At 52.8% G+C, this 6926-nt stretch carries 4 protein-coding genes; all 4 read left to right on the top strand.

From position 1 onward, the window contains the following. A partial coding sequence (locus PEH01S_RS19810) for a hypothetical protein (RefSeq protein ID WP_164827946.1) occupies nucleotides 1-128 on the top strand: 128 nt, incomplete at its 5' end. A gap of 382 nt (nucleotides 129-510) precedes the next feature. Beyond that, nucleotides 511-4824 carry a PolC-type DNA polymerase III gene (locus PEH01S_RS19805; protein WP_127487578.1) on the top strand — a complete coding sequence of 1438 codons (4314 nt, stop codon included), beginning with the start codon at nucleotides 511-513 and terminating at the stop codon, nucleotides 4822-4824. Nucleotides 4825-5299: 475 nt separating this feature from the next. After that, on the top strand, nucleotides 5300-5758 hold the full coding sequence (gene rimP / locus PEH01S_RS19800; RefSeq protein ID WP_010491251.1) for a ribosome maturation factor RimP: 459 nt from the start codon (nucleotides 5300-5302) through the stop codon (nucleotides 5756-5758). A 59-nt stretch (nucleotides 5759-5817) separates the two neighbouring features. Next, nucleotides 5818-6915: a transcription termination factor NusA gene (gene nusA, locus PEH01S_RS19795; protein ID WP_025850714.1), complete on the top strand. Its 1098-nt coding sequence runs from the start codon at nucleotides 5818-5820 to the stop codon at nucleotides 6913-6915. The last annotated feature ends 11 nt before the right edge of the window (nucleotides 6916-6926 follow it).

Genomic DNA, 6926 nt, shown 5'->3' with positions numbered 1-6926 from the left:
CGCAGGTTAAAGAAGAGACCGGCGCCACGAGCCGCAACATTCCGTTCGAGCCGGGCGTATCCAAGCCAAAATGCCTCGTCTGCGGCGAAGACGCCAAGCACACCGTCGTCTTCGGCAAATCTTACTAAACATTATTTTTACTAACGCCATGTAATTAGGTGTTTGTTTTTAGAGTTGTTTAAGTTGCTTATTTCTTCAAAGGGCCTCAGGAAAAGTGTTGCCACGGAAAGTGAAACGGCCGCCTTTGAAATCAAGTTGCTTCCTTGCAGGTTTTTATCAGATACGGCAACTTGAAATTGGGGGTCCCCGCAAAGTACTCGGATTTTGCTTCCAAGCGTAATCTTCAGTTTGTGGGGGAGGGCAGCGGTGAAGTAGTAATACTTTTCCGACGCGGCAGTTACGGAAGATGGCTGCTAATTCTAAAACAAACGCCTAACCTTTTACATAAGGGGCAACGGGAAAGCAACACTCCTTTTGCCCCTTTCATCGTTTTACGGGGGGAGGAGCACCATGAGCAATGACAGCACGGCGCTGAAACGGGACCGCTTTGAAATGTTGATGCAGCAGGCCAATGTACCGGCGGACGTGGTTGGGTCTTTTTTTTCGGACGGATATATCGATAAAGTGGAAACGAGCCGCAAAAACAGGGAATGGACGTTTCATATCGTCAAAACTCAAGTGGTGCCGCAGGATATTTACCGTTCCTTCTGCAAAATGATCCGGGACAAATTCTCGCATATCGCTGCCATTCGTTTCGTGCTCCAGTACACACCGGATGTGAAGCCGGAAGAAGTGGCTCACGAATACTGGAGCATGTTTCTCGAATGGGTGCAGCGGGAAGCGGCCTCGATTAACGGCTGGATGACCAAGGCCAAAATTGAAGCGAACGGGAACGTGCTTACGCTTTATTTGCTGGACACGATCGGCTTGGAATTAGCTAAGAAAAAAAATATCGGCGGACTGATTCAACGATATTTCAGCGGCTTTTTCGGCGTCGATTTTCATGTGAAGTATGCGGTCAGCGATTCGCGGGAAGAAGAACTGGAGAAGTTCTCGAAGCAGATCGAGCAGGAAGAAAAAGAAGTGACGATCAATATTCTGACCGCCGTGGAGGCGGAGAACGAAGCGGAGTCGCAGCAGGATGCGGAGCTGAAGCTGATGATCGGCTACGACATTAAGGATCCGGCCGTTCCGCTGCAGGACGTCAGGGACGAAGAGAAGAAGGTTACGGTACAGGGTACGGTTTTCGGCTTGGATACGAAAGAGCTTAAGAACGGCAGTACGCTGTTCATGTTCAACATTACGGACTTCTCGGACTCTATCATGGTCAAGGCGTTTGCGAAAACGAAGGAAGACGTTAAAATTTACAGCCTGATCACGAACGGCAAGTGGCTGAAGCTGCGCGGCAGGGTCGAGTACGACCGGTTTATGCAAATCCCCGAGCTCGTGATGATTCCATCCGACGTCAATGAAATCGTCGCCCCGCCGGACCGGAAGGACGATGCGGAAGAGAAGCGGGTGGAGTTTCACCTTCATACTTCCATGTCGACAATGGACGGAATTACGCCGGTCGACCAATACATCAAAACCGCAGCCAAATGGGGCCACAAAGCGATTGCAGTCACCGACCACAGCGGTATTCAATCCTTCCCGGAGGCGTATAAGGCCGCGAAGAAAAACGGGATCAAGGTCATCTACGGTCTGGAAGCCAACGTCGTTGACGATTCCGTACAGGTCGTGATGAATCCGACGGATATGAACCTTACCGATGCGGAATATGTGATTTTCGATATTGAGACCACGGGGTTGTCCGTTACCAGCAACAAAATTATCGAGCTTGCCGGCGTCCGTATGAAGGACGGTAAAGAAATCGACCGTTTCGCCACGTTCATCGATCCGCATGAGCGTATTCCCTATAACATTCAGCAGCTCACCAACATTACGGACGATATGGTCAAAGGGGCGCCCGAACTGGAGGAGATGCTGCCCAAGTTTATCGAATTCGTAGGAGACAGCGTTCTGGTAGCGCACAATGCGCGATTCGATATCGGGTTCATTCAAGCGAACTGCAAACGGCTTGGTTTGCCGGAAGTGACCAATCCCGTGTTGGATACGCTGGAGCTTGCCCGCCTGTTGTTCCCGTCGCTGAAAAATCACCGGCTGAACACGCTCGCGGACAAGTTTAAAGTCAGCTTGGACAACCATCACCGGGCAATCGACGACTCGATCGCGCTCGGACACGTGCTGTTTCACCTGCTGAAAGAAGCCGGGGACCGCGGATATACGCAGCTTGACCGGCTGAACGACGAGGTCGGCAAAAACCTCAAAACGCAGCGGCCGTTTCATTGCTGCATTTACGCCAAAGATATGGTCGGCAAAAAAAATCTGTTCAGCCTCGTGTCTCTTTCGCACACGGAGTATTTTCACCGGGTTGCCTGCATTCCGAAGAGCAAGCTGCAGGAAATGCGCGAAGGCTTGATTATCGCTTCGGGTTGTGAAAAGGGCGAGTTCTTCGAAACGGTACTGAACAAATCGACCGAAGAAGCGGAAATGGTCGCAGAATTTTACGACGTGCTCGAAATTCAGCCGATTGGCGTCAATATGCATTTGGTGGACAAAGGCTTGGTCGGCAGTCCTGCACAGCTGGAGGATGCCAATCGCAAAATTGTCGAAATCGGCCGCAAGCTCGGCAAGCCTGTTATTGCGACGGGCAACGTGCATTATCTGCATCCGCGGGAAAAAATATACCGTGACATCACCATTCACGGGATTACCGGATTCAGCCCGCTTAAGGATATCCGCAAGCCGGATGTCCACCTCCGCACAACGAAGGAAATGCTGGCAGAGTTTGAATATCTGGGGAAAGAAACGGCTTACGAGGTCGTCGTGAAAAATACGTCGGAGCTTGCCGACCGGTTCGAGGAATTGGAGCTGTTTCCGACCAAGCTGTTCACGCCGGTTATCGAAGGGGCGGACGAAGAAATCCGCAATACCTGCTACGATACGGCCAAGCAGATTTACGGGGACCCGCTGCCGGAGGTTATCGTAGCGCGTCTGGAGAAGGAGTTGGTGCCGATTATCAAATACGGCTTCTCGGCCAACTATCTGATCTCCGAGCGGCTCGTCAAGAAGTCGAACGCCGACGGCTATCTCGTCGGTTCGCGGGGCTCGGTCGGCTCCTCGGTCGTAGCGACGTTCCTCGGCATTTCCGAGGTGAATCCGCTGCCGCCGCATTACATTTGCAAATCGTGCAAGCACAGCGAATGGATTCTCGACGGATCGATCCCCAGCGGCTTCGACCTGCCGGACAAAAATTGCCCGAACTGCGGGGAAAAGCTGAAAGGGGAAGGCCAGGACATTCCGTTCGAAACGTTCCTCGGCTTCAAAGGGGACAAGGTTCCCGATATCGACTTGAATTTCTCCGGCGAATACCAACCGCATGCGCATAACTACACCAAGGTGCTGTTTGGTGAGAAAAATGTATTCCGGGCGGGTACGATCGGTACGGTTGCGGAAAAAACGGCATTCGGCTTCGTAAAGAAATATGAAGAAGAGCATGGCAAAAAGTGGCGCGGCGCGGAGCTGAACCGGCTGGCTTCCGGCTGCACGGGCGTGAAGCGAAGCACCGGCCAGCATCCCGGCGGGATCGTAGTCGTACCGGATTACATCGATGTCGACGATATCACTCCGGTGCAATATCCGGCCGACGATACGAGCGCCGAGTGGAAAACGACGCACTTCGATTACCACGCCTTCGATGCCAACCTGCTGAAGCTCGATATTCTGGGGCACGATGATCCGACGATGATGCGGATGCTGCAGGATTTGACCGGCGTCGACCCGACGACGATTCCGATGAACGACCCGAAAGTCATGAGCATGTTCAACTCCGTGGATGCGCTCGGCGTGACGCCGGAGCAGATCCGGACGCCGGTGGCGACGTACGGGGTGCCGGAGATGGGAACGAAGTTCGTACGTCAGATGCTTGAGGAAGCCAAGCCGTCCAGCTTTGCGGACTTGCTGCAAATTTCGGGTCTCTCCCACGGAACCGGCGTTTGGCTCGGCAATGCGCAGGAACTGATCCGAAAAGGCATCTGCACGATTAAGACGGTGATCGGGTGCCGCGACGATATCATGCTGTATTTGATCTACAAAGCGGGTATGGACGCGGGACTGGCGTTTAAAATCACCGAGAGCGTGCGGAAGGGGAAAGGGCTCACCGACGAGTGGAAAGAAGATATGAAGAAGCATAACGTTCCTCAGTGGTACATCGATTCATGTGAAAAGATTGAGTACATGTTCCCGAAGGCGCATGCTTCCGCTTACGTTATTTCCGCGGTGCGCACCGCTTACTTTAAGCTTTATTACCCTATTGCTTACTATGCGACTTATTTTTCCGTCCGCGCGCAGGATTTCGAGATCGAGCTGCTGTGCCAGGGCTATGACGCGATTTTGCGCAAGCTGATCGAAATTGAGGAAAAAGGGTTTCAGGCAACGCCGAAGGAGAAGAGCATGATCTCCATTCTGGAAATGGCGCTGGAGATGACGGCCCGCGGCTTTTCGTTCAAACCGATCGATTTGTACAAATCGGACGCGACAAAGTTTCTTATCGAAGACGATTCGCTCATTCCGCCGTTTTCCGCCGTTGCGGGGATCGGGGAGAACGCGGCGAAGAACATCGCGGCCGCCAAAAACGACGGACCTTTCTTATCGATTGAGGACTTTCAGACCCGAAGCAAGGCGTCGAAGACGATCGTCGAAATTCTTGGCGGCATGGGCTGCTTCCGCGGCCTTCCGGAGACGAATCAGCTTTCGCTGTTTTAGAACTTCCGAAGAAGTCTTTCTTGCTTCCTCAGGCGCCTTTTTACGCCTTATTGCATGATCTCTGCACTTATGGTATAATCTTCTTCGGTAGCAATGTAATATCTCGTGACCAAAGAGTGGGGAAACCCACTCTTTACATTTTGTATAAGGCCCCAAAGCGAGTGAAGCGTTGGTTCGGCGCAAATAAGCGCTAAACGGTCAGCCGTTGAAGCTGGCCAGACGTGGAGTGAAGACGGTGGATTGAACAGCCTTTGGATTTAGGGGTATAGGATTGTGAGTTTTTTGTCCCGATCCTTTCCTCTACCAGGCAAAATCGAAGGATCGGGGCAAAACGTGTCTGAGCATTAGCCAATCGCGATTTCCCGGCAGCCCACACCCAACGAAGCTCTGACAAAACGCGCTTTAACGAATTTACCTTTTAAACGTCCAATCAACTTTCAATCGCTTTTTTACCAGACGAAGGAGGAACGCACGTTTGAGCACAAACATCAAATCCACTGTGGAAGAGCTGGTTCGCCCCTTTTTGGACGAAAACGGATTTGAGCTGGTCGACATTGAATATGTGAAAGAAGGCGGCAACTGGTTTTTGCGGGTATATGTGGATAAGGAAGGCGGCATCGATATCGATGATTGCGGCCGCATCAGCGAATACCTGAGCGCCAAGCTGGACGAGAAAGACCCGATCGAATCGGCTTACTTTCTGGAAGTTTCTTCGCCGGGGGCGGAGCGTCCGCTCAAGAAGCCTCAGGACTACCGCAAAGCGATTGGCGAGCATGTCTTCGTGACGACGTACGAACCGGTCAACGGTTTGAAGGAATTCGAAGGCACGCTCGTATCGTACGACGAGCAAACGGTCGTTGTCGAGATCGGCAAGAAGAAGCACGAAATTCCGGTTGACAAAGTGGCCGGCGCCAGGCTCGCCATCAAATTCTAGGCTCGATCTGCCAAAGCGTCGGGCGGCTCGTATTTTATGAGAGGGGGAACTCCATTCAAATGAACATGGATTTTATCGAGGCGTTAAACGAAATCGAAAAGGAGAAAGGCATCGCCAAAGACGTGCTGATCGACGCGATTGAGGCAGCGCTGATTTCGAGCTATAAGCGCAATTTCAACACCGCGCAAAATGTGCGCGTGGACATCAACCGCCACACGGGACTCATTAAAGTATACGCCCGCAAAACGGTCGTCGACGACGTGCTTGATCCGCGGCTGGAAATTTCGCTATTCGCGGCAAGAGAAATGAACCAAAATTACCAACTGAACGACATCGTCGAGATCGAAGTCACTCCGCGCGATTTCGGCCGCATCGCAGCTCAGACTGCGAAGCAGGTCGTCACACAGCGGATCCGCGAAGCGGAGCGCGGGCTGATCTACAATGCCTATGTCGATAAAGAGGAAGACATCGTCAACGGCATCGTGCAGCGTCAAGACACGCGCAATCTATATATCGATCTGGGCAAAATCGAAGCGGTCATGCCGCTGAACGAGCTGATGCCTACCGACAAATTCAAGCACGGGGACCGCATTAAAGCGTACATTACCAAGGTCGAAAACACGACCAAGGGGCCGCAGATCATTTTGTCGCGTACGCACCCGGGGCTGCTGAAACGGTTGTTCGAGCTGGAGGTTCCGGAAATTTTCCAAGGCGTCGTCGAAATTCGCTCGGTTGCCCGGGAGGCCGGCTTCCGTTCCAAGATCGCCGTATACTCCCGCAATCCGGAAGTTGATCCGGTCGGTTCCTGCGTCGGGCCGAAGGGCATGCGCGTGCAAACGATCGTCGGCGAGCTGAAGGGCGAAAAAATCGACATCGTCCGTTGGATGGAAAGTGTAGAGGAGTATGTCGCCAACGCGCTTAGCCCGTCCAAGGTGCTGGAGGTGCAAGTGTTTGAAGCCGAGAAAATGGCCCGGGTCATCGTGCCGGACTATCAGCTGTCGCTTGCCATCGGCATTAAAGGGCAGAATGCGCGGCTGGCCGCCAAACTGACCGGCTGGAAGATCGACATTAAGAGCGAGACGCAAGCCGAGCAGGAGTACGGCCGACCGAAGACCTATGCTGAAGAAATGCACCAGGATTCCGTCAGTATCGATTAATTCGCAGCCAT

The sequence above is a fragment of the Paenibacillus ehimensis NBRC 15659 genome (genome assembly GCF_004000785.1).
In the GTDB taxonomy this organism is placed as follows: Bacteria; Bacillota; Bacilli; order Paenibacillales; family NBRC-103111; genus Paenibacillus_G; species Paenibacillus_G ehimensis.
This window is presented reverse-complemented; position numbering and strand designations above follow the sequence as displayed.